Source organism: Leeia aquatica (genome assembly GCF_012641365.1).
Lineage (GTDB): Bacteria > Pseudomonadota > Gammaproteobacteria > Burkholderiales > Leeiaceae > Leeia > Leeia aquatica.
Map to the genome: position 1 here is coordinate 718691 of NZ_JABAIM010000001.1, position 21163 is coordinate 739853.

At 59.6% G+C, this 21163-nt stretch carries 34 protein-coding genes and 2 pseudogenes; 8 read left to right on the plus strand and 28 right to left on the minus strand.

What is annotated here, in order from left to right:
- Positions 1-25: 25 nt before the first annotated feature.
- Positions 26-568: an RDD family protein gene (locus HF682_RS03530; protein WP_168875850.1), complete on the minus strand. Its 543-nt coding sequence runs from the start codon at positions 566-568 to the stop codon at positions 26-28.
- 108 nt (positions 569-676) lie between these two features.
- Between HF682_RS03530 and HF682_RS03535 the strand changes: the two genes are divergently transcribed.
- Both HF682_RS03535 and HF682_RS03540 read left to right on the plus strand, forming a co-directional pair.
- Positions 677-1453 (plus strand): dienelactone hydrolase family protein, encoded by a 777-nt coding sequence (locus HF682_RS03535; protein ID WP_168875851.1) that lies wholly within the window; start codon positions 677-679, stop codon positions 1451-1453.
- 31 nt (positions 1454-1484) lie between these two features.
- Positions 1485-2276 carry a substrate-binding periplasmic protein gene (locus HF682_RS03540; protein WP_168875852.1) on the plus strand — a complete coding sequence of 264 codons (792 nt, stop codon included), beginning with the start codon at positions 1485-1487 and terminating at the stop codon, positions 2274-2276.
- Positions 2277-2280: 4 nt separating this feature from the next.
- Here HF682_RS03540 and HF682_RS03545 read toward each other — a convergent pair whose 3' ends face one another.
- From HF682_RS03545 to HF682_RS03580, 8 genes and pseudogenes are all read right to left on the minus strand, one after another.
- Entirely contained in the window at positions 2281-3231 is a 951-nt protein-coding gene (locus HF682_RS03545; RefSeq protein ID WP_168875853.1) for an endonuclease/exonuclease/phosphatase family protein, read from the minus strand.
- 93 nt (positions 3232-3324) lie between these two features.
- The gene (locus tag HF682_RS03550) at positions 3325-3786 is read right to left on the minus strand and encodes a hypothetical protein (protein ID WP_168875854.1); all 462 of its coding nucleotides are present in this window, start codon (positions 3784-3786) and stop codon (positions 3325-3327) included.
- Positions 3787-3796: 10 nt separating this feature from the next.
- Positions 3797-4432, minus strand: coding sequence for a hypothetical protein (locus tag HF682_RS03555; protein WP_168875855.1), 636 nt, complete (start codon positions 4430-4432; stop codon positions 3797-3799).
- 152 nt (positions 4433-4584) lie between these two features.
- A complete protein-coding gene (locus HF682_RS03560) occupies positions 4585-5058 on the minus strand; it encodes a hypothetical protein (RefSeq protein ID WP_168875856.1) in 474 nt (157 codons plus the stop codon).
- A 71-nt stretch (positions 5059-5129) separates the two neighbouring features.
- Complete coding sequence (locus HF682_RS03565) at positions 5130-5375, minus strand: hypothetical protein (protein ID WP_168875857.1); 246 nt, start codon at positions 5373-5375, stop codon at positions 5130-5132.
- 20 nt (positions 5376-5395) lie between these two features.
- Positions 5396-6028 (minus strand): hypothetical protein, encoded by a 633-nt coding sequence (locus HF682_RS03570; protein ID WP_168875858.1) that lies wholly within the window; start codon positions 6026-6028, stop codon positions 5396-5398.
- Between the two features lie 150 nt (positions 6029-6178).
- Positions 6179-6343, minus strand: a pseudogene (locus tag HF682_RS03575) (response regulator transcription factor); the annotation flags it as partial.
- 13 nt (positions 6344-6356) lie between these two features.
- Positions 6357-6587 carry a response regulator transcription factor gene (locus tag HF682_RS03580; protein WP_168875860.1) on the minus strand — a complete coding sequence of 77 codons (231 nt, stop codon included), beginning with the start codon at positions 6585-6587 and terminating at the stop codon, positions 6357-6359.
- A 602-nt stretch (positions 6588-7189) separates the two neighbouring features.
- On the opposite strand from HF682_RS03580, the gene HF682_RS03585 reads away from it, so the two are divergent.
- Positions 7190-7654 carry a hypothetical protein gene (locus HF682_RS03585; RefSeq protein ID WP_168875861.1) on the plus strand — a complete coding sequence of 155 codons (465 nt, stop codon included), beginning with the start codon at positions 7190-7192 and terminating at the stop codon, positions 7652-7654.
- A gap of 138 nt (positions 7655-7792) precedes the next feature.
- Here the strand turns inward: HF682_RS03585 and HF682_RS03590 are convergent, their stop codons facing one another.
- Complete coding sequence (locus tag HF682_RS03590; protein ID WP_168875862.1) at positions 7793-8677, minus strand: hypothetical protein; 885 nt, start codon at positions 8675-8677, stop codon at positions 7793-7795.
- Between the two features lie 228 nt (positions 8678-8905).
- On the opposite strand from HF682_RS03590, the gene HF682_RS03595 reads away from it, so the two are divergent.
- Complete coding sequence (locus HF682_RS03595) at positions 8906-9715, plus strand: helix-turn-helix transcriptional regulator (protein ID WP_168875863.1); 810 nt, start codon at positions 8906-8908, stop codon at positions 9713-9715.
- Between the two features lie 260 nt (positions 9716-9975).
- Here the strand turns inward: HF682_RS03595 and HF682_RS03600 are convergent, their stop codons facing one another.
- Both HF682_RS03600 and HF682_RS03605 read right to left on the minus strand, forming a co-directional pair.
- Positions 9976-10482 (minus strand): hypothetical protein, encoded by a 507-nt coding sequence (locus HF682_RS03600; protein WP_205881886.1) that lies wholly within the window; start codon positions 10480-10482, stop codon positions 9976-9978.
- A 101-nt stretch (positions 10483-10583) separates the two neighbouring features.
- Positions 10584-11207 (minus strand): hypothetical protein, encoded by a 624-nt coding sequence (locus HF682_RS03605; protein ID WP_205881887.1) that lies wholly within the window; start codon positions 11205-11207, stop codon positions 10584-10586.
- A gap of 158 nt (positions 11208-11365) precedes the next feature.
- On the opposite strand from HF682_RS03605, the pseudogene HF682_RS18075 reads away from it, so the two are divergent.
- Positions 11366-11575, plus strand: a pseudogene (locus tag HF682_RS18075) (helix-turn-helix domain-containing protein); the annotation flags it as partial.
- Here the strand turns inward: HF682_RS18075 and HF682_RS03615 are convergent.
- The 12 genes from HF682_RS03615 to HF682_RS03665 all read right to left on the minus strand — a co-directional run bounded on the left by HF682_RS03615 (position 11544) and on the right by HF682_RS03665 (position 17245).
- The gene (locus HF682_RS03615) at positions 11544-11759 is read right to left on the minus strand and encodes a hypothetical protein (RefSeq protein ID WP_168875864.1); all 216 of its coding nucleotides are present in this window, start codon (positions 11757-11759) and stop codon (positions 11544-11546) included. The pseudogene HF682_RS18075 and the gene HF682_RS03615 sit on opposite strands and share 32 nt — an antisense overlap.
- A 107-nt stretch (positions 11760-11866) precedes the next feature.
- The gene (locus tag HF682_RS03620) at positions 11867-12391 is read right to left on the minus strand and encodes a hypothetical protein (RefSeq protein ID WP_168875865.1); all 525 of its coding nucleotides are present in this window, start codon (positions 12389-12391) and stop codon (positions 11867-11869) included.
- The gene (locus HF682_RS03625; RefSeq protein WP_168875866.1) at positions 12375-12605 is read right to left on the minus strand and encodes a hypothetical protein; all 231 of its coding nucleotides are present in this window, start codon (positions 12603-12605) and stop codon (positions 12375-12377) included. Before HF682_RS03625 ends, HF682_RS03620 begins: the two co-directional genes overlap by 17 nt.
- Positions 12606-12650: 45 nt before the next feature.
- Positions 12651-12842, minus strand: coding sequence for a DUF3224 domain-containing protein (locus HF682_RS17670; RefSeq protein WP_205881888.1), 192 nt, complete (start codon positions 12840-12842; stop codon positions 12651-12653).
- Positions 12817-13080, minus strand: coding sequence for a hypothetical protein (locus tag HF682_RS17675; RefSeq protein ID WP_205881889.1), 264 nt, complete (start codon positions 13078-13080; stop codon positions 12817-12819). The genes HF682_RS17670 and HF682_RS17675 overlap by 26 nt, the downstream gene beginning before the upstream one ends.
- A gap of 72 nt (positions 13081-13152) precedes the next feature.
- Positions 13153-13545, minus strand: coding sequence for a DUF3224 domain-containing protein (locus tag HF682_RS03635; protein ID WP_168875868.1), 393 nt, complete (start codon positions 13543-13545; stop codon positions 13153-13155).
- Positions 13546-13612: 67 nt separating this feature from the next.
- A complete protein-coding gene (locus HF682_RS03640; protein WP_168875869.1) occupies positions 13613-14194 on the minus strand; it encodes a hypothetical protein in 582 nt (193 codons plus the stop codon).
- Complete coding sequence (locus tag HF682_RS17680; protein WP_205881891.1) at positions 14187-14909, minus strand: DUF6980 family protein; 723 nt, start codon at positions 14907-14909, stop codon at positions 14187-14189. The genes HF682_RS03640 and HF682_RS17680 overlap by 8 nt, the downstream gene beginning before the upstream one ends.
- Positions 14906-15412, minus strand: coding sequence for a GNAT family N-acetyltransferase (locus tag HF682_RS03650; protein WP_168875870.1), 507 nt, complete (start codon positions 15410-15412; stop codon positions 14906-14908). Before HF682_RS03650 ends, HF682_RS17680 begins: the two co-directional genes overlap by 4 nt.
- A gap of 216 nt (positions 15413-15628) precedes the next feature.
- A complete protein-coding gene (locus tag HF682_RS03655; protein ID WP_168875871.1) occupies positions 15629-16606 on the minus strand; it encodes a hypothetical protein in 978 nt (325 codons plus the stop codon).
- Positions 16607-16610: 4 nt separating this feature from the next.
- On the minus strand, positions 16611-16910 hold the full coding sequence (locus HF682_RS03660; RefSeq protein WP_168875872.1) for a hypothetical protein: 300 nt from the start codon (positions 16908-16910) through the stop codon (positions 16611-16613).
- Positions 16911-16918: 8 nt separating this feature from the next.
- Entirely contained in the window at positions 16919-17245 is a 327-nt protein-coding gene (locus HF682_RS03665; protein WP_168875873.1) for a hypothetical protein, read from the minus strand.
- Positions 17246-17383: 138 nt separating this feature from the next.
- Here HF682_RS03665 and HF682_RS03670 point away from each other — a divergent pair, with 138 nt between their 5' ends.
- Entirely contained in the window at positions 17384-17920 is a 537-nt protein-coding gene (locus HF682_RS03670; RefSeq protein ID WP_168875874.1) for a DinB family protein, read from the plus strand.
- 3 nt (positions 17921-17923) lie between these two features.
- Here the strand turns inward: HF682_RS03670 and HF682_RS03675 are convergent, their stop codons facing one another.
- The 4 genes from HF682_RS03675 to HF682_RS03690 all read right to left on the minus strand — a co-directional run bounded on the left by HF682_RS03675 (position 17924) and on the right by HF682_RS03690 (position 19644).
- Entirely contained in the window at positions 17924-18247 is a 324-nt protein-coding gene (locus tag HF682_RS03675; RefSeq protein WP_205881892.1) for a cyclic-phosphate processing receiver domain-containing protein, read from the minus strand.
- An 18-nt stretch (positions 18248-18265) separates the two neighbouring features.
- Positions 18266-18604, minus strand: coding sequence for a zinc ribbon domain-containing protein YjdM (locus tag HF682_RS03680; protein ID WP_168875875.1), 339 nt, complete (start codon positions 18602-18604; stop codon positions 18266-18268).
- A gap of 90 nt (positions 18605-18694) precedes the next feature.
- Positions 18695-18925, minus strand: a complete 231-nt coding sequence (locus HF682_RS03685) for a hypothetical protein (RefSeq protein WP_168875876.1) — start codon at positions 18923-18925, stop codon at positions 18695-18697.
- 191 nt (positions 18926-19116) lie between these two features.
- Positions 19117-19644: a dihydrofolate reductase family protein gene (locus tag HF682_RS03690; RefSeq protein ID WP_168875877.1), complete on the minus strand. Its 528-nt coding sequence runs from the start codon at positions 19642-19644 to the stop codon at positions 19117-19119.
- Positions 19645-19805: 161 nt separating this feature from the next.
- Here HF682_RS03690 and HF682_RS03695 point away from each other — a divergent pair, with 161 nt between their 5' ends.
- Both HF682_RS03695 and HF682_RS03700 read left to right on the plus strand, forming a co-directional pair.
- Entirely contained in the window at positions 19806-20393 is a 588-nt protein-coding gene (locus HF682_RS03695) for a hypothetical protein (protein ID WP_168875878.1), read from the plus strand.
- Positions 20394-20454: 61 nt separating this feature from the next.
- Entirely contained in the window at positions 20455-21087 is a 633-nt protein-coding gene (locus tag HF682_RS03700) for a hypothetical protein (protein WP_168875879.1), read from the plus strand.
- The last annotated feature ends 76 nt before the right edge of the window (positions 21088-21163 follow it).

Consider the following 21163-nt stretch of genomic DNA (forward strand, 5'->3'; position numbering starts at 1 on the left):
AAAATGTCAATGGATATATATCAAGTCACACCTTGACCACACGGGTCTGGAACATGATGTCGTGCAGGCAGCGGTGGTCGCTATGAAAAATGCGCAGTGCATTGACCAGGGCAAAGATGTGGCCGACGAAGGGAATCTGGTTGATCAGACCGGGAATCATGAAGCGGAGCAGGCACCGCGCCAGACCGGCTTGCTGACCGTCTTCTGTTACGATGCGGATACCCAGGATGCGCTTGGCCAACGTCTGGCCGGTGGCCATCAGGGGTATCACATTCAATACCGCAAAGCTGCCAAACATCACCGCGGTGATGCCCACCAGCGCCCCCAGCGGCAAAGCATCTTCATCCTCGCCCAGCAGCGAAGCCAGCCAGGCATCTTCGCCATTGCCATAGTAGAACATCAGGGCAATGGCACCCGACAGTAGCAAAAGAAATATGCTGTCCAGGATATTGGCGCCCAGCCGGCTGAGGCGGCTCGCCATCTGCATGCCGTCGATCAGCGGCTCGTCCGGCCGGTCGACCTGGGCGGTTGGGGCGGCATAAGGGTTGTGCGGATCAGGTTCCATCATGGGGTGCTGTGGCTCGCTTGGTGTAAAGACATCATCATATCATCCTGCCTTTACGCACTGAACCCCGTACCCTGCTATGCTGAATCACTGCGCCAAGGAGAGACGATCATGTTCAAGCGATTAAGTGGTTTCCTGCTGGCCTGTCTGGCCGTCATCACAGCACATGCGGTGCAAACCGAGACGGTGCTTTACCGTCAAGGTGATACCGTTCTGGAGGGCTATGTAGCGTGGCCGGACAAGGCCAACCGCAACAGCCCGGCGGTGATCATCGTGCATGACTGGACCGGGGTGGGCGACTATGTGAAAGGCCGCGCCCGCCAGCTGGCCGAGCTGGGCTATGTGGCCTTTGCGGCAGATATCTATGGCAAGGGCGTACGCCCGGCCAGCGGCCCGGATGCGCGGGCGGTGTCCAGCCAGTTTGGCGGCAACCGGCCGCTTTACCGTGCGCGGATGCAGGCAGCACTGGACTGGCTGCAGGCCCGCCCGGAAGTAGACCGCAGCCGGATCGCGGCTATGGGCTACTGCTTTGGTGGCATGGGTGCGCTGGAGCTGGCACGCAGCGGTGCACCGATTGTCGGCGCCATCACCTTTCACGGCAGTCTGAGCAGCCCGACACCGGAGGACGCCCGTAACATCAAGGGCAAGGTACTGGTGCTGCATGGCGCACTGGACCCGGCGGTGAACGCTGAGCAGGTGCGTGGCTTCCAGCAGGAAATGAATAACGCCGGGGTGGACTATCAATTCATTGCCTACAGCGGCGCGGTGCATGCCTTCACCCTGCCCACCGCTGGCAACGACATCAGCAAGGGCTCGGCCTATAATGCCAATGCCGACCGGCGTTCATTTGCGGCGATGCGCACCTTCTTGGATGAGGTGTTCCAGTAAAGGGACATCTGCTCACTACCCTGATGAGACCATGCCGACCCGTTTGATGCTTTGGCTGTCTGGCTTGTTGTATGGTTGCCTGGCCTGGCTGCCGGTGGGCGCACAGGCGCGGACCACTCTGCATCTGGCGACGGGGGAGCTACCGCCATACGCCACCGAATCCCGCCCGGATCAGGGCATTGTGCTGGCGCTGATCCGTCAGGCGTTCGATCAGGCGGGTTATGATGTGCAATACCACTTCATGCCATGGAGCCGCGCCCAGGTGGAAACCCGACTTGGTCGATGGGATGGGACGGCTTATTGGGGCAAGACGACAGATCGGGTGCGGGATTTCTGGCTGAGTGATAATGTGCTGACCGAGCAGTGGGTCTTCCTGCACCGCAAGGACATGCCATTTGACTGGCACAGCGAGGCGGATCTGGCCCCTTATACCATCGCCGTGATACCGGACTACACCTACACCCCCGCCTTCCGCAAACTGCTGACGGAAGGCAAGCTGAAAGGCGACACCACCCCGGATGACCTCTCCGGCCTGCGCAAGCTGCTGTACAAACGGGTGGACCTGCTGCCGATTGAGCGCAATGTGGCCTGCTTTCTGCTGCACAAGCAGTTTTCCGCTGCACAGATCCAGCAACTGGCCGCGCACCCCAAGCGGATGACCGATCAATTCACCACCCACCTGATGCTAAGCCGCCAGCGCCCGGCCAGCCCCGCCATTCTCAAGGCTTTCAACAAGGCACTGGCCGAACTCTATCGCAAGAAGGTACCGCAGCAGCTGCTGGCCAAACTCAACTGCGACCTGCGCTGGACCATCGCCCCCTGATGCCTCACCCCACCCGTTGCAAGGTCAGGCTCACTGGAAAGTGATCGCTGAAGCCGTTGAGGTCGCGCTTGCCGGGTTCCAGCCCGAAGCGGTGCGGCTGGCGGTTGCTTTGCGCCATCAGGCCTTGTCCTTCGATGCGGCATGGCGTTTCCACCCGCCAGCCGCTTTGCCCATTCACCACGCCCTTGCTGACCAGCATTTGGTCCAGCATGCCCCAGCCATCGTAGTAATGGCTGCCCTGCCCTGTAGCCAGCAGCGGCCACATCAGGTTCAACCAATAGGGGTTGCGTCCGTTCAGCACGGTGTCGCGGTCGTTCACCGCCAGCGCGTACTCCTGCAGCGAGCGGTTGAAGGGTTCATCGTTGAAGTCCCCCATCGCCACCACCGCCACCTGCGGCCCCAATTCTTGCTGGATGCGCTGGTGCCAGTAGGCCAGTGTTTCGCCTGCCGTCATACGGTAGGGCTCGGATTCGTACTGCCCGCCCAGGCGGGACGGCCAGTGGTTGGCAATCAGCACCAGCGGCTGGCCCTCCACCGTGAAATTCACTTGCAGCAGGTCGCGCGTAGCCTTGCGTTTCACCACCCAATGCTGGAAGGTGGCCCCAGCCTGCATGCGCTGCGCGTCGTAGAGGAAGGCGACATCAATGCCGCGTGCGTCGCTGCTGTCGGCATGCGCCACCTGGTACTGCCGCCCGCCGTCAGTAGCAATGCGCTGGCACAGTTTGCCCAGCACGGCGGCGCTCTCTACCTCGCACACACCCAGTGCGTCCGGCCCCTTGCCCTCATTGAGGCTGCGGATCACTTTGGAGAGTTGGCCCAGCTTGCTGGACAGCACCGCGTCGTCCCAGCCCTGCAGGCTCTTGCCGATTACTTTCTGCAGCTTGTCGAGCCGGGGTGCTGTCTCCAGATCAAACAGGTTTTCCACATTCCAGAATGCCAGAAATAATGGCTGCATGATGCGCTCCTTGGGACGTTGGCACTCACTGTTCAGGGGACGTGATGACCTGTTTGCCCTGCACGCCGAACCCTATTATTGATCGTGCGAACCTCACTCCGCCATCGTCAGCACAAAGTGGCCCGCATCCGGCTGCCAGCTCAGGCTGCCGGATGACCGCTCCGCTGGCACGACAGGCCCTTGCAGCGGAATCAGCACGGTTTCACCGTCCACTCGGCTTTGCAGCGCGAAGGACAAACCTGTGGCATTGACTGCGCCAAGTTCACCTTCCAGTGACTGCTCCCCCGTCCCCGCCACCGGCCAGGGCAACGCTTGCCCGCTCTGCCATTCCAGTACCTGTGGCGACGCCGCATGCTCACCTGATGTCGTCGCGTACAGGGTGTAGTCTTCCGACCAGTTTACGGTGTTCTGCGCCTGCGGGCTGAAGGTCAACCACGCCACCGAGGCGCCAGCACTACCATTCACTATCTTGGTGATCACCACATGCTCACCTGCCGACAGCAGCGTACCCAGATCGGCGGCAGAGAAATCAATATTCAACGTGTAGCTAGGCATGCTGGGTTCCTCACGGCTGGTGTGGTTCAAATCGTCCGGTTTCAGCACTATAGAACAACGTCAGGCCCTGCTGCACGGCCTCGATGGGGTACTCGGCCACATTGGCCTGCAGGCTGGAGGCCGGGCCCAGTACCGTGCCGGGCTCGACAGCCCGTGTGAGGAAAACCAGCAGGGTATCTGGTGGCGTAAAAGTGATCGTCTGCTCTTGCAGTATGGAGACCGCCGTCACCGGGCTCGGCGCTTGTACATTGCCTGACAGCACCGCTGCCTGTGCCAGGCCAAAGGTCATCATCCGGGCATGGGTGTAGCTATTGGAGATGGCATACTGCCCGGCTGCCGCACCGGCAGTGGGCGGACCAAAACTGGCGTGCCGGTCGAAAGGATAGACCTTGCCCGGCATCGCTGCGTCTTGCAGCGCCTGGACCATCACCACATCATTAGACAACACCTCGGTGGTGGATGCGTACAGGGAATACGCTTCTTCCCAGCTCACCTGGTTGGATGGCAAGGGACTGAACGCCACCCAGGCCAGCAGCGGGCCGGTGCTGCCCTTGTTCTGCCGGGCCACCACCACAGAGAGGTCCGCATCCAGTACGGTGGCCAGCACTTTTGGCGCAATATTGAGGGTCAATTGATAGTGTTGCACACGACGCTCCAGCAAACCCGAAATGGGGCAGCAAGAGCATAGCGCAGACCGTCGCGGTCGGAATTCGACCGGATGGCAACCTCGACTTTCGGACAGGCCAAAACCCCACCAGCCAGGCTGGTGGGGCAATACTGCCGAAGGCCTTGATCGGCTTAAGCAGCGTCAGAGGGCGGATTGGGTACCCGCCGCACCGCCAGCTGATAGCCTGCTGCCGTAGCGCCAACCGCCACCACGGTCAGGATCAGTCCGCCAACCGTGCGAGGACGCCCAAAGAAATTGGCTAACGCATTCACGGTGGGGGGTACATCCCGCGAGCTGATGCGGATGTTGAAGATGGTCCGCTGCGGTGGCGGGTCTACATCCAGCTGCAGGGGAGCCGCAGCCTGGATGGTACGACTCTCTTGACTATCAAGGGCAACCACCCACATACCCTGTGCTTGCTCCACCTGGATCGTACTCTTGGCCAGCTCAGCAGCAATGCCATCGCTGACAACGGCTGCATTCCACTCCACGCTGTTGGCGTAAGCATCCAGTGTTTTCTGATCCACCCGGTCTTTGGGCGACTGCGACATATCCGGGATGCAGATCAACGCCGTGGCGGCGTCATCGCTTGTAAAAGTACTCATGATTCGTCCTTCTTGTATTGCAAAGCCATCAAACGGCCCACTCCACCGGAGTGGGCCCAAGGGGGCGGGGCTCAGCGCAGCACGCCGCAGGCCGGGCACGGTATGGCCATGGGATTGACCGCGTCTTTCTCCTTGCGGACAAACAGCAGGTGCAACACCTGCTCCCGCGTATGACCGTCGCGGATCTGGTCCAGAACATAGCTGCCGTACAGCAGCCAACCACCATTGAACATGCAGGATACGACCTGCTCGACGTCCTGCTGCGGCGAAGCCAGAACTCCCAGATCCAGTTCAATCACTTTGCTGGCATACGACATGGCGCTGTCCCCTTGAACGATCAGCCGCGCGGCTTCAGCACGAAACCACCCACTGCCGGGCTGTAGACGATGGTCTGCTCATTGACACCGGCACCGAAGGTCAGGTCGATGGTGTTGCTGTAGACTTCGGTCAGCACCATGCCGCTGTCGATGTTGGCCTGCATGAAGACCTGGATGATTTCCAGCGGCTGGAAGGTAGCCTGATGGTTCATCGGCACCAGCGCAGCGTTGATCGGGCTGGCAGGCAGGCCGGTACCGGACACATTGGCTTCCTGTGCCAGACCAAAGGTCATGGCAGGCTGACGCAGGTACTGGTTGACCAGGCCATAGGTGTCCACCGGCAAGGTCAGGCCCGGCGTGGCAGCGCCGAAGCTGGCGAGGTTGGTGAACGGCAGCTGCATGGTTTCCGCACCCGGCGCTTGCGACAGCATGTTGATGGTGGCGCCGTTCTGCACGCTGGAGGTGGACGCATACAGGGTGTAGCTGTCGGTCCAGCTCACCGTGTTTTGCTCCAGCGGGCTGAAGGTCACCCACGCCACTGAGGAACCGGCGCTGCCGTTCACCGTCTTGGTGATCACCACATTCTCGCCAGCCGACAGCAGCGTACCCAGATCGGTAGCAGCGAAATCAATGTTCAACTTGTAGCTAGGCATGTCCATTACTCCATAAAAGTTGTCAAAACAGGATAAAATCCGCCAAAACACAGCAACGCCAGACAAACGCTTTGTGCTGCAACGGAGGCTCCAGCATGCGCCGATTGCCGCCCCCGCCCCACCCCTCTCATGTCGTATTGACTGTGCTGCTCATCTCCAGTCGAACTGCTGTAACTGCAGGCCATCGTTCAAGCCCAGCTTGCGCAACAGGTTCTCCCGATGCTTGCGCACCGTCAGGTCACTGATGCCCAGCTGGCGCGCCACCTCCTTGTTGCTCAGCCCCTGCGCCAGCCAGAACCCCACCTCGCGCTCGCGCCGGGTTAATCCTTCAGGCGCACAGGGGGGAAGCGCCCGCCACCGGGATCAGGAGCTGCTGCCGGGCCACCCTGACGGCTTCGGTGGCATTGCGCACCTCCAGCTTGCGGTAGAGGCTGGCCCGATACTCCTTCACCGTGTAGACGCTGATCTGCAAGCGCAGCGCCGTCGCCTTCTCCCCCAAGCCCTCCACCATGCACAGCAACACCGCCCGCTCACGCGGGCTCAAAGCCGGACGCATCATGTCTGCTCCATCTCCGGGCCATTTCAGGCCTCACAGCGTTAACGGCGATGGAGAACAACAGGGCGCACGCTCCCCCAGGGGCGTGGGCGGCCGCACCGGGCCAGCCAACGCCACACGTCAGCACCAGGGGGATAAGGGAGGAAGCACACTACTGGCGTACCGGCAGAACGACGGTACGATGCCAAAGCAGGCAAGGGTCGGGGGTTACCGGCTTGCAGAGCAGCAGTGCAGCACGCCGGGGCGAGCTACAACAGCAGGTCAGCAATCCTCGTGTCATGTGATTGCCGAACCTGAACCATGCAGACCATCACAGCACAGGAGCGGCGTTGCGCAAGCTGCACCTCCACCGACCAACAGGGAGCACGAGCATAGAACAGCTCTCATTTGATGCGTTGTGTGGAACCAGCCAAACGCGACTTTCGTACAGGTAAAAACGGGGGGCAACGCACGGCATAGCGCAAACCTGCAACAACAGGCCATCCCGACACCGACTTGATATGCCGATGGATTAACGCTACCGTACCATCCGTAGATGAGGGATGAGCGCCCACATACCCGGCAAGAGGGCCTCACCCCCGCCGATACCGCCAAGGAGGACACCCATGAACACACGAATCTTGCCCATGACCGCCCTGCTGATCAGCAGCCTGGTCGCGCTCAGTACGGCCCACGCCGCCAGCGCCCCGGTCTGCCCGTTCAGCGCAGATGAACTGAAAGCCCAGCTGGGGCAAACCTTTGCTGCCGGCACCCCCGGCGAAGGCATCATCGGCAAAGGCTGCGTGTACAAGGGCAAAGACCTCAAACTGCTGGTCGATGCCGGCCCCCTGCCCGCCCCCACCGCAGAGCAATGGCGCAAGATGTCCACCCCGCCTGGCACCCAGTGGAAAGCGGCAGCGGGCGACCCGAACAAGGCACTGCATGAAATCCCGCCCACCGGGGTCAGCCCCTTCCCCAATATCAGCTACGAGCGCGGCGGCTGGCTGGTCAATGTCCGGGTACTGGGCGTTGCACCGGCAGCCGTGGCCGACTGGAACAAGAAACTGCTCAAGCTGCGCCGCATTCCCTGAGCGTACGCCTGCGGGCAGGCCTTGCCGCTGGCCTGATCTGCCGATTGCCATAAGAGTGATGGTGGAGGCCCATTTGGCAGAGCATACCGTCAGGGTGCAGCGCCTCCTGCTTCAGGACAAAGCGGGAGGCCTTCCACCTTACGCCAGTGGCAGGCCCGGGTACCGTTCCCGCATCTTGTGCAGCGCAGCTCGGGCGAGCGGTGGACCTTCCGGAAAAGGCGCATAGTCATACAGCCGACCGCTGGGTAGCTGCATCAAGGGATGAGCAGCACAAAAGGCGTCACCATCCTCCAGGCCATGCCGTTGCCGCAAGCGCAGCCAGGCCAGGATTTCGACCGGATACAGCATGTAGGGCGGCGAGTCGAAGCAGTAGGTTGTGTGGTCCGTGGTATTGCGCGTCTGCCGGATGTGCCAGTCACATGCTGCCGTTACCGCAGGCAGCAGGCGTTCGGTATCCGGCTCCAGTGCATGGTCCAGCAGGGTCTGATACCACGGCAGCAGCACCCCATCATGCCGGCCATGCAGGGCATCGTAGCCCGAGAACCATTGCAACAGTCTTGCTGAATAGGGGGTATGCCCTCCGTACCCCCCAAGATACTCCAGCCGCTGGGGCTGATCGGTGTCCAGTATGGTCAGCAGCGTGCTCACGGGTTTGTCATACCCGGCCACCAGCATATGCAACAGCTCCAGCGGCAAGTCGAGGTAGAAGCTGACGCGCTGCACCCGCACAAACTGGACTTCAAGCTGCGCATACCAGTAGCAATACCAGGCGGCCAGCCGGTTGGCCTCCAGACCGGCTTCCAGATCATTGCGCAACAGGCTGTACATGCCATGGCAAAGATGCCCGTACGACAAATAATGGAAATCCTGTCCTACAAGAAAGTGTGACCGCCCCGCCTTCCCCGCAACAAAGTCTTCCAGCCCCTTCATGGGCTCATCCAGCAGATACGGCGCTCTTTCCCGCAAGATGAACTTCAGATGGTCATACTGCCGCCGATATTTTTGACCTGCGTGGATCGCCATGCTCACTTGCTCCGCCCTATCCTTGAACCAGCCCTTGCGCCCCATGACCTAACCTGCCATTGAATACCGCTCGACCAAGCCTTGCCAAACCATTTGTGCAGGCCATCCCCCTCTCACGCACGAAGGCGGCCAGCAGTAAGCGCCCCACCGGCCGACGCCCTGCCTTGCCAGCCCTGCCGATTGCCATTAAGGTAATTGCTTGCGACCCGCAGGGCCAGGGAGGCCGATTTGGCAGAACATGCCGTCAGGGTGCAGCGCATCGCCAGCCTGGACCTGGAAGTGGTCGAGGCGGCATCAGACCGCACCTTTAGCAAACACATCCATGACCAATATGGCATTGGCCTGCTGCTGCATGGCGCGCAGCAATCGGCCAGTGGACGTGGCCCGGTGGAGGCTACGGCGGGCGACCTGATCAGCGTCAACCCCGGCGAGGTGCACGACGGCAAGCCGGTGGGCCTGCAAGGGCGGCGCTGGCACATGCTCTACCTGTCGCCGCAGCGGGTGCAGGCCGTACTCGACGACATGGCCGCCGACCGCGCCCAGCCTGCGGCGGAGCTCTCCTACCCGGTACTGCGCCATGCGCAAGCTGCCGCGCTGTTCCAGACCCTGTATCAGACCGTGCGCCAGCCCGGCGGGCGCGACCATGCGCTGGTGCTGGATGAAACCCTGCCGCTGCTGCTGGCGCAGTTGCTGGACCGCCCGCTACCCCCAGCCCCCGCGGCCGACAGCGCCGCCGGGCGCGCCCGCAGCCGCATCGACGACACCCCCTTGCAAGCCGTCTCGCTGGCCGAGCTGGCGCAAGAGGCGGGCCTGAGCCGCTTTCAGCTGATCCGCGCTTTCACCCGGCTGACTGGGCTCACCCCGCACGCCTACCTGCTACAGCAACGCCTGCTGTGGGTACGCCAGCAGATCGCAGCAGGCATGCCGCTGGCCGAGGCCGCCCACGCCAGCGGCTTTGCCGACCAAAGCCACATGACCCGCTGCTTTGTCCGCAGCTTCGGCTACACCCCGGGCCGCTATGCCCAACCCGCCCGCTAGGCCGCTGCCCTCGTCGGCGCGTACATACTAACCAAGACCATCCCACCTCCAGCGTCATTCCCAGATGAGTAGAGGAACTACCGAGGAGCTTTCACCCAAAGCATGAGCTAGCTCTGGGCATATTCATTTCAACCTTGATGACAGGGACACACTCTGAACACATGATGCATCCCGATCATGCCTTACCGTACTTGCTGCTACGCCCATGAATGAAAAATGCCCTTCACGAGAAGGGCATTTGATTCACAGGCCGGCGTGTCTTATACGCCCTTGGCAACTGCCTTGCGGAAATCCGGATCGTCCAGCAGTTTATCCACCAGCTTGTGGTATAGGTTTTCATACTGCCCAACCGCACCCGGAATGGCTACAGCCCCCAGGAAAGGCGAGTCCCAGCCAGACTCCACCCTCAGGTCGCGCTTATAGCGCTCTACGCCAGCCAACGTCACAATGAAGCGGGCCGAGAGTACAGCGCTGCCCTTACCAATAGGCGCCTGGACATCATGCTCCAGCAGAGTACCTGTAATCACCACGGGAGAAGCATCATCCAGCAATCCAGCTGCTTGTAGCTCCACACGCAGCAGTTCACGCAAGTGCTGGCTGAAGGCACCGTTTACCGGGGAGCTCAGCGTATTGGTCCGGATACTGATTCCCTTGTCCGTCTGCGGATCTTTCGCAGCATCCAGTGCGAAAGCGCCAACCTTCATCATGGTAAAGCTAGCTGCGCGGAGTTTGCTGGTAGTGGCGATGGTGGGTTGCGGTGGTGACATGCTCAACTGCATACACCCTGTTAACTGCAACAACCAGACCAAACCCACTGCACCTACGACATGCCTGAACACCACTTTCAATTTCTACTCCCTGTCTTGTTTTAGTTATTGAAACCAGCGTCACGCGACAAGTCGCGCAGCGCATTGCTCAAGATTGCACGGGTCATAACGGTCACCGCTTCATCAATACTGCCCACCTTGATGCCCCCTGGAGGCGCACCTGCGCTACCCAGCGCCGTATGAATGGCGTGGCGTGCAGTCGTGACGACAGGTTTGACCTGACCAGCAGGCAGATACGTCAACGTGCAGATATAGCCATCCGTGACCGTGTTGCCTGCTGCCCCAAAGCTGAGGCCGGTCAAGAAGCCCTTGCGCATCGCCTCATCAACCAATGCAACATTATTCAATGTCACATTCAGGATGGGTGTATTTGCGCTGGGTGTACCTTCCACCGATGAAAACAAGCCACTCTCGGAGATTTGTTTAACAACCATCTCCTTCAATGCCTTGGTACCCATGGCATTCGATACGCCATTGGTTTGAAACTCGAACACCACGGCGACAGGCTTGGCATTCGCCACAGCCTTCATCTCAGACACCGGCACTTCCTTGGTCGTACCATCCACATAGAAGTTGGCACAACCCGTCAGCATCATGGCTGCAAAGAAAACCAGAGCACCCGACATCTTGTGGGTTAGCTTCTTATAATAAAATGACAAATGCATTCAAATCCCAATCATGCTTGATATTGAAAAACGCTACTCCCTTACGGCTGTATACGCAGATTCGCCGCGGCGAATACCATAGCGTGAGCTGCAGAATATTACAACGCAAAGGACGAAAACGCTTGACTAATGAATGAGACGTCACGCAAACGCCCCATCTATGGGCTAACTCACCTCGTTGCCTGCAGGCGCACAGCCGCAGCGTTGATGTACTCTCATCCGAAGCCGCCCACGCCAGCGGCTTTGCCGACCAAAGCCACATGACCCGCTGCTTTGTCCGCAGCTTCGGCTACACCCCGGGCCGCTACGCCCAACCCGCCCGCCAGGCCGCTACCCTCAGCCCATGCTGCAGGACAACACAAACATAGACAGCACTTCCAATACCACACCCAGCGGCACCAGCCACAGAAAGCCCAACCGCGCCCAGCGCCAGCGCTCACCCTGCGTCCACAGCCCCCAACCCACGGCTATCGAAACAATGGCGAACCAGTGCAACACATCCACCGACACCGGACGCACCCAGCCTGCAGCCCCACCACATTTGGGCTCCATCACCAAATCAATGACGCACAACGCCGTCCCCATAAGGTAAAGCAACATCAGCAGGCTATGGGCAAGTATTTTCAGTGCGGGCTTGAGGGTCATGGTCAGGATGTCGCTTAGGGTAGACGGACGAAGTATTCGCGGAGGTGGAGATCAGGCATCAGCGGGTTAGCCGTGTAGACCCACATCACGTCCTTGCTTTCAAAGTTGTAGATCGTGATAAAAGGCCGCTTGGTGTATGGGTCTATGGATGACAGGGCTATCTGCGTATCCGTCTTCCCCAGCACGGTATAGGCGTCATGATTCGTGTAGGCCGTGAACCTGGAATGTTTCCCGGATGCTGACAGCACCTCAATTGCCGGCATGTCACTCGTCACCATTCCAGGCTTGAACGTCAGCACCAGATGCCCCATCAGCTGTTCCAGAAACCGTACCGTCTTGGCTTCCAGCAGGGCATGCTTACGGGCAAAATCCATCGTCCGCTGCCGGTCAGACTTCCACCGCCCGAGCAGTTGTGGCTCATCCGCCTGTGCGGGCAACAGCAGAACCGGCAATAACAGCGCGAGCAACAGCAAGGCCAGCCACAGCCAGGGCCCTTGATGGTGCGATCTCACCGTACCGCCATTATTGCGATATCTCATCCGACCTCAACTCTTCAGGCACCGTGTCCGGAAACTGCTGGTGCAGCGCGTTGGAAATCTCAATTAACGCCACCATGCTGGCCCCCAGCGACTGCCGGAAGTCGTCAAACTCGGCATCGGTCAAATGGCGCTTCATGTAGTGCGCCACCTGATCAATGCTGCCCCTTGCCTGCATCAGCATGGCGTCCAGCCTGAGTGCAATATCCCGCTGCATGGTGTCTCCAGTCAACAAGGTGGTGAGCCCAGCAAAGGCCCATGTTCAACCCAGCGTGTAGTCAAAATCGTAATAATGCTGGCCACCCTCGATGCGGATGACCATCTGCCCGGCGAGGCCGCTGAGCTCGCCACTGCCGGAGTGTGGCACCACTTTCAGCGCCAAGTGGCTGTGGCTGCCAACGTGCTGCAGCAGGAAGCTGCCCTCGCCCTCAGCCCATGCTGCAGGCCCACACAAAGAGAGAGGCCACCGCCGACACGATACCCAGCGGTACCAGCCACAGAAAGCCCAGCCGCGCCCAGCGCCAGCGCTCACCCTGCGTCCCCAGCCCCCAACCCACCACCATCGCAATGACGGCGAGCCAGTGCAGCACATCCACCGACACCGGACGCACCCAGCCTGCAGGGGCCGCACACTTGGGCACCATCACCAGCGCGATGGCACCCAATGCCGTCCCCACGAGGTAAAGCAACATCAGCAGGGCTTCCAGCCAAGGTTTCAGGGCAGACCACGTTAACTTGATGCCCACCAGGTTACCCCTTCACACTCAATCCAGCGTGTAATCAAAATCGTAATAATGCTGGCCACCCTCGATGCGGATGACCATCTGCCCGGCGAGGCCGCTGAGCTCGCCGCTGCCGGAGTGTGGTACCACTTCCAGTGTCAGACGGCTGTGGCTGCTGCTGCGGGTGCCGAAGTGTTGCAGCAGGAAGCTGCCGGTTTGGCCACTCAGACTGCCGCTCACCTGCTCGATGGCCACATAGGCAGCGGCCCCCTCCACCGCCGTGCGGGCGCTCAGCATCTCGCCCCGGCTTTGCGCGCTCAGCTCGCCATGAAAGGTCTTCTCGAACGACATGCGCCCCAGCTGCACCCCATCCTGCCCGGCAAACGCAGGCTCCAAGGGTTGCAGGGTAATGTCAAAGCTGCCATGAACGACCATGATGTGTCCTCTTCCTGAGCGGGATATGAATTGAGCATGCATGCTAGCAGGATGGACTTGTGAGGCGTCAAGCCCGGCGTGGTCTGCGCGGGCGGAGAGGACGCAGCGCCGCCCTGTCTGACTCCAAGGCCAGATGGGGCCGCAACCGTGCCCAGGCGCGGGTCAGGTAATCCCGCGTGACCACATGATCCCGCCGTCGCCATGGCAAAGTCTGGCGGTCTTCGGCGGACAGATCGTCCAGCACATCTGCGCCGCAAAACAGCAGATGGTAAGCCCAATCCACCGCTTTTCGCCTGGTCGTCGCATAGGGTGGCAAGGTATAGCCCAGCGTGCGGGCGATATCCTCCATCATGTTCCACGCATTCAATATCGTGGAGAACCAGGCTTTGTCAGGCACCCGAGCCGGCCGCACAGACCGGATCATCGCCATCACGTCATCCAGATGGTAATGCGTGACCGACTCCACCTCCATCAGCGTGACATGCTCAGGCACCAGTTGCAGCAAGGCCTCTCGAGAGTCTGCCAGCAACAGCCGCCCTTCGTGCATCAGCAGATACTCCGGCTGATCACCCGTCAGCCACAGCGCATACTGCGCCTTGCCGCCGTAGTGCAGACAGATGATACAGGCGGTGGGAGCGTGCTCATGCATCCTGATCAGCCCAGTTAAAATCCGGCTTTATCTTGTAGCGGATGCCAACCGAGTCCAGCAACCTTCGTGCACGCAGTATGTCCCTCGCCAATCCTTGATACACCTGCAGGGTTGGCGCTCGGGTTTCTGCTCGAGCTTGCAGGTAATTGATACTCATCAGTTCTGCAACGGCCTTGATTTGTTGCTGCGATACTGGGGGCGCTGGATACACCAGCACCGCATATACCTGCTGATCATGATCAATCGGTGGTAACCATGTCGTCACCACAGACCAGTTGCAATGCACACAGCGCATACCCTGCGTACTTCCATCTACAAATGGTTCTGCTAGCGCACCACACTCAGGGCAGTTTTGCTTACGCTCAGCGGTGGGGAGCGTAAGCTCACCTTGCCACGCCCCCGACCGATACGCCTCGGGAATATCATCTGACCACGGATCAACCCCTAACGCCCCCAGTTCCTCAAACCAGCGGTCGCGCAGCGATGCGGGCAGGCGCGTGCCGCACCACGGGCAGAAGGCAATGCTGACTGAGCTGCGCCCGTCATCATGAATGATCAGCCCGTACTCTCGAAAGCGAGGGTCATAGACGATCAAGGCATCCGGGCACGCATGCGGCGACGCATGCTGCGCGCACGTCCACTGCCGTTGCTGCCACATGGCATCACAGCAGCATCCAGCATCATCGGCGAAAGCGCCATTATTATCGTCAATCAAGCTGCCAAATCCTCAAAAATCAACCCCATATTGAGGGTGTCGTGGTACACGCCGTGGTGGAACAGCCCCATCGCCCGGCGCCCTTCGGGCTGGAAGCCTGCGGCGGTGTAGAGGGCAATGGCGCTGGCGTTGTCGGCGCGGACTTCGAGGTCCACCCGGCGTACGCCGAGGCGGCGGGCGTGTGCCAGTGTATGCGACAGCAGCCGGGTGCCGATGCCCTGCCCCCGGTAAGCCGCCAACACCCCCATGCCCAGCTCGGCCCGATGCGCCAGCCCGGCCGCCCAGCACGGGATGGCATCACACCAGCCCACCACCACCTGCTGGTGCAGGGCCACGTATTGCGGCAAGTTGCCCTCAATATTGTTACGCACAAAGGCCGCGATGGCTTCCAGCGGCGACGCCTGTGTCTGCCCCAGAAAGCGCCCCTCACGCGCCACCGCATCCAGGCAGGCGTGGAACCCGGCGATGTGGGTTTCGTTGATCTTTTCAATGGTGATGGTCATGCAGCGGAATACCCTCAGTCATGGCCAGGCGGCCCGGAGGGCTTCAGTGTAGCGGGGAATGTCTGTACGGAGCCAATGGACAGGCTCTACGCCCGGCGCATGCCACCTGTACGTTCGGGCAACGTAACCATTCGCCCCCCTCCCTCACAACACACAGCCTCCGGGCTTCATTAAACTGGACGCACTTAACCAATCTGGCTTAGCCCGTGTTGAGTTTTAAAAATCAATCCATTCTGAAACAGCAACCCCCGGCACTTCAGGAAACTCCTCTCTCTCCCAAGACCACTCGCTATTATTTGAGATATTTTCAACTAACGCATCCAAGGCAAGCAAGCACCCGAAACCGTTTTCAACAACACAATTCTTACAAAAACCCCCAAACCATTTCCCAATTAACAAAACAGCCTCTTTGGCAAGATTTATGTTTCGATAATGTATCGTAATTTTTGACCCACAAGCCAACAGCGTTTCCCTCATATCGTCCGCGGGTCGATCCCATTGGGAAATTTCGTGAATAAAATCCAGATTATTACCATGGTACTCCAACAGGAGATATCCTTTACCCCTACCTCTTTGTGCTGAAAATTTAAAACCAAATCTTAACTTATCAGGAAGCTCATCTACCTTTAATGCAAGACTCTCGACCAAGCCGTCAAGCATGAATTGCATATCAGCGCGCGAGGGCGTAAAAATCGTTAACAAGTCAATCCACTCTGAAACAGCAACTCCCGGCACTTCCGGAAACGCCTCCCTCTCCCAAGACCACTCGCTATTACTTGAGATATTCTCAACCAGTGCATCCAGGGTAAGCAAGCATCCAAAGCCATTTTCAACAACACAACTCTTACAAGCCCCCCCAAACCATTGCCCAATAAACAAAAATGCCTCTTTGGCAAGACTTATGTTTCGATAATATATCGTAATTCTTGAACCACAAGCCAGCAACGTTCTCTTTATATCACCCGAGGGGCGATCCCATTCAGAAATATCGTGAATAACGTCCAGATCATTAGCACGATACTCCAATAGAAAGTACTCTCTACCATTGCCTTTTTGTGCTGAAAATTCAAAACTAAAATTTGAATGATCAGGAAGCTCATCCACCTTTAATGCAAGACCCTCAACCAAGCCGTCAAGCATGAATTGCATATCAGCGCGTGAGGGCGTAAAAATCATTAATTCTTTCGCAGCCATCTTATTAGCCCCTTTCCCCCAGATACCGCAGCAAGGGGGCCACATGCATCAGCATTGGCCGCACGGCCTGCGTTTCATCCTGCAGGGTGGCGGTCAAGAATTCCCAGTCATGGTAAAGCTGGCCATGCTCAAAGGTCTGGCCATCCGGTACTTTTGAAAAATCGTAGCGCATGAATGACGGTACATCCCAATAGCTATCCAGGGTAACCGCTACCCGGCTGCTGCCTGCTTCCTGCTCCATGCGGTCCAGTATGAGATTGATCACCCGTCGGAGCGCATCCAGATCCAGCTCAAGGTCTTTCATGGCCTCCCTCAAAAAAACACCGACAGCAAAATGCCGCTGAAGGCCAGCACCACGCCGCTGAGGTAGATGCGCAGGGTTCGCTGGTAGTAGGCCTTGATGTCGCTGTCCGGCAGGATGGCGAGCATGCGGAAGAGGGCGACGAAGAGGCAGAGCGAGCCGGCAAGGCAGCCGCCAAACACGATGCGGTCGTCCCACCGCTCGAGGCTGAAATGCTCGTCCGTCACCCACTGGCCGAGGAAGCCAACCAGAAAGCCGAGGATCACGCCAATGGAGGTCACCATCGGCTGGCGGTAGTCTTTGAGGTCAAATGCGGGCTTGGGGGTAGGGTCGCTCATGGCTGGCTCTTTATGGGTAAGGGGTGCGGCGCCGTTTTAGCTGCGCTGCAGCTTATTGCGTCAAATACGAGTACGCCTGTCATCCAGTCTACCTTATGATGTTCCGCTCTTCTTCCCCCAGCGAAAGCGAGCCCAGCCATGTCTGCCCTCCCCTTGTATGCCCAGATGTTCCGCTATCAGGCTTGGGCCAATGCCGACATGCTGCGGGCGCTGGGCGAGCTGGAGCCGGCATTGCATCCGGACCAGCGGCATCTGGGCATCCGGCTGATGAACCACTGTCTGGTGATCAACCAGATTTTCCAGGCCCACCTGCAGCGCCAGCCCTCACCGCACAGCGCAGTAAACACCAAGGACACCCCCGCGCTGGATGCACTGCGCGCGGCGCACGCCACGCTGGACCAGTGGTATCTGGATTACCTGCCCAGCCTGAGCGCCGAGGCGCTGGCAGAGATGCTGCCCTTCCGCTTTACCGATGGCGAGGCGGGCTATATGAGCCGCAATGAGATGCTGGCGCATGTGGTCACCCACAACACCTATCACCGTGGCGAAGTGGGCATGCTGCTCAAGCAGGCCTCTGCCGTACCCGGCACCACGCTGACCATGCCGTGGGACACCTACGCGGTGTTCCTGCATCAGGACGAACCGGCCCGCCGCCAGCAAGGCCAGCCGGGCTGAGGGTTAGCCGGGGGGCGTATCGTCCGGCAGGCGGGTGGCGAGGGCTTCAATGGCGGCAATGCCGCGCAGCATGCGGGCGCGCGCCGGGGGATTGGCGGAGTGGACGTGCAGGCGGGGTGGGCGGTAGCCGCGCAGCGCCACCGCCTCTTCAATCCAGCGGATCACATCGTAGCCGGTGCCGCGCTGGTCGTCGCCCAGATCATGGTCCAGGCTCACCTCTGCCACCTCGCAGGTCTGCAGCAGGGTGATGACTTCATCCGGCCACCACGCCCGCACCCAGCCCGCTGGCGTGGCGCGTTCGTCGTCCAGGAAAATCCGGATCGGCATGGTGGCGCTGCCGGGGGATCAGGCTTTTTTCACAAACTCGGTTTTCAACTGCATGGCACCGATGCCGTCGATCTTGCAGTCGATGTCATGGTCGCCGTCGATCAGGCGGATGTTCTTCACCTTGGTCCCCACCTTCACCACCAGCGAGGAACCCTTCACCTTCAGATCCTTGATCACGGTGACGGTATCCCCATCGTTCAGCACCGTGCCGTGCGCATCCTTCCACACCCGCGCCGTCACCCCCTCCGCCACCGCCTCACGGCTCCACTCATGCGCACACTCCGGGCACACGTACATCGCCCCATCTTCATAGGTGTAGCTGGACTGGCACTGCGGGCAATGGGGCAAGGCGGTCATGGGATCAACACTCCAAGGTTCATGGCTAAACCCGGATTTTAACCGAGTCGCCGCCGGGCTGCCGGGGGAATCGGTTTTGCCGCCTCCTTATCAAGACTGATCCCCAGCCTGCCGCCGGGGCAGGTGGTCCCATATCAGGCCGAGCAGGCCGATGCAGAACAGCAGGTAGCCGTAGGCTGCACCATGCAGTTGCAGGAGCAGCGCCAGCGAATTCTGCTCAACCGTTGGCTGCGGGGCAGGCAGGGTGATGAAGTGGACCTGCACGCCCAGTACTCTCATGATGCGCGGCACCAGGATCAGCAGCGACCCGGTAGCAACCATGCCAGACCATACGCCGGGTCGTCTGAACACAGCCAGCCCGGCAATCAATATGCAAAGGGCAGGCAGTGCAAGCTGCGCAATGTCAGCCCCTCTATCGAGTAGCCACCACAGGGTGGAAGCGCTGTATACGTGTTGGTCCATATGGGATAGGCAAGGTCAGGAAGGGGAAGTAAGTCAGCAGCATGTCCAGCTTAGGCTTTGCTCAACTGATAGTGCAGGCGGGTAACGCCATTATCAAAGTGGTGGATGTCGGTCAGCTGCAGGGGGACGATGCCCTCCCACGCGGCGAACAGGCGCATGCCCTGCCCAAACAGGACCGGATTCACCTTCAGAATCACGTTATCAATCAGTCCGGCGGCCATCAGGCTGGATGCAAGCCGGGAGCCACCACATAACCAGATGTTGCCTCCGGCTGCGGCCTTGAGGCTGTGGACGTGGGCGATGGCATCGCCGCTCACCAGTTGCACATCCGGGTGAGGCGAGGTTTGCCATTGCGTGCTGAATACGTACTGCTGCATTGCAGGATAGGGACTCAGCACACCCATGCTTTGCCCAAGCTCATAGGTCGCACGCCCCATCAGCACAGTATCGTAGGCGGCCAGGGAATCCAGAAAATCGGCCACATGGGGACCTTCCATGAGGAAGCCACCCAGTGAGCCATCAGCATGGGCGATAAAGCCGTCTGCAGAGGTTGCCACATAGTAGGTCAAGCGCCGCATACTGCCTCCAGATTCAAGGGGAAGCCCACAGCTTACCGCTCTTGGCCATGGCTGCACAATTGAACATCTGGACAAGCGCGTAGCGACCAGTCCCCCCCTTGCAATCCTGCTGGTGCTGGTATAGTCTGACATTAATTTCAGTCAATACAGAAATTGAAAAAATGAAAAAGCCACTACTCCCTGCCGGTTACGGCCTTCTGATCGCACCGGGTGTGCCTATTCTGATGCTGTACTTCGCACTGGGCGCTTATGGCCATACGGGCGCTTTTTTCTTTCTCGCCTTCCTGGCTTACCTTGTGGCCCTGTTGCTCGGAGTGCCAGTGCATCATTATCTGCGGTACAAGCACCACAGCAGCCTGCTGGCCTACATACTGTCCGGCGCGTTGGTCGGGCTCTTCGGTGTTCATCTGATCCTTAGCATACCTTCCAACTCAGCACTGCCCATGCTGTCGCTGCTGGTTTTCTTCACGCCCATTGTGCTGGCTTTGGCATTCTGGAAGCGCTGGCTAAAGGGCAGAATACGCCATGCGGGGCTGGCACTATTGGCGTGCAGCATGTTGTATGCCGCTTACCTTACTGCGGTTTACTTTCTGCTTAAGGATGAAGGCGTTGTTGAGTTTGGCATCGTTCCAGGCATTGCTGCCGCCATTATGGCCACCTCCGGCCTGATCTTCTGGCTATTGTCAGTGTGCGGGATACGCAAAAACCTCCCACAGACCACATCGTCCCTCGCCACTTCCCGGCATTAATGTCGCCCCTCAGGCAGGCCGAATTGCACGCAGATATTTCTCTCAATACCGAAAGTGAAGAATGAAAAAGCCGCTTTGCTCCGTTCAAGCCGGTTTCCTGCTCGCGCCGGGTGCGCCGTTCTGGGTGCCTGCGCTGCTGGTGCTGGTCATCTCGCCTTCTATGGCGGGTTTTCTCCTGTGCATCGCCGCTTTTACCAATCTGGGGGCATTACTGCTGGGCGTACCCGTCTACCGATTCTTTCGGTACAAGCAGATAAACAGCCTGCCGGCCTACCTGCTGGCGGGCGCCATGATTGGGGCGATGTATAACCAGCTCGTCTTCTCCGTGTTTGGCAATAAGGAGGCCACGCTGGCCTTCGTCATGTTTTCGGTGCCGTTGCTGCTCATGGTGCTGATCGGGCAAGCCTGGCCACAACGCTGGTCCAGCCGGGCCGAAAACCAGGCAGCGCATAAGTGGCTTGCTGCAGCCATACTCGTGACGCTCTACGGGGCATATCTCGCGGTCGTCAAAGCCATGATCGGCTCATACACCTTTGGCAATTGCCTTGCTATCACCATGTTTGGCGCGGTGCCAGCCACCCTCTCCAGTCTGATCTTCTGGCTGCTGTCGGTGTTTGGCACCCCGAAGGAACCGGCCACCCTGGAGCCTGACACACCCGCGGCCAATGCAGCGCAGCAGTGCGTCACCCCTTGAACCTGCGGCATGCGTCTGTGCGGCCTGCTCGCCAGCCCATGCCTGTCATTATCCTGATCAAGCCAACCCAAGGAGC